We start from the raw sequence: 509 nt of genomic DNA, 5'->3' as shown, positions 1-509 counted from the left end.
CTCCCCTCACAGGGGTTCTTTTCGCCTTTCCCTCACGGTACTGGTTCACTATCGGTCAGTTGGGAGTATTTAGCCTTAGATGATGGTCCACCTATATTCAGTCAAAGTTTCACGTGCTCCGACCTACTCGATTTCACTTAAAATGTCTTTTCATGTACGGGACTATCACCCTGTATCGTGGCACTTTCCAGAGCCTTCCATTAACACATAATAAGCTTAAGGGCTGTTCCGATTTCGCTCGCCGCTACTTTCGGAATCTCGGTTGATTTCTTTTCCTACGGGTACTTAGATGTTTCAGTTCTCCGCGTTCGCCTCGTTAACCTATGTATTCAGTTAACGATACCTGCAAGCAGGTGGGTTTCCCCATTCGGAAATCCTAGTCTCAAGCGCTTTTTACTAGCTTGACTAGGCTTATCGCAAGTTAATACGTCCTTCATCGCCTCCAACTGCCAAGGCATCCACCGTGTACGCTTAGTCACTTAACCATACAACCCAAACGGGTCTTTGTT

Annotated in this window: 1 rRNA gene; it reads right to left on the bottom strand. The window is 46.6% G+C overall.

From position 1 onward, the window contains the following. A 23S ribosomal RNA gene (locus I6F10_RS20060) occupies nt 1-485 on the bottom strand; the annotation flags it as partial. Between the last annotated feature and the right edge of the window lie 24 nt (nt 486-509).

Origin of the sequence: Pseudoalteromonas sp. SWYJZ98, assembly GCF_015864495.1 — a bacterium.
GTDB classification, from domain to species: domain Bacteria; phylum Pseudomonadota; class Gammaproteobacteria; order Enterobacterales; family Alteromonadaceae; genus Pseudoalteromonas; species Pseudoalteromonas distincta.
This window is presented reverse-complemented; position numbering and strand designations above follow the sequence as displayed.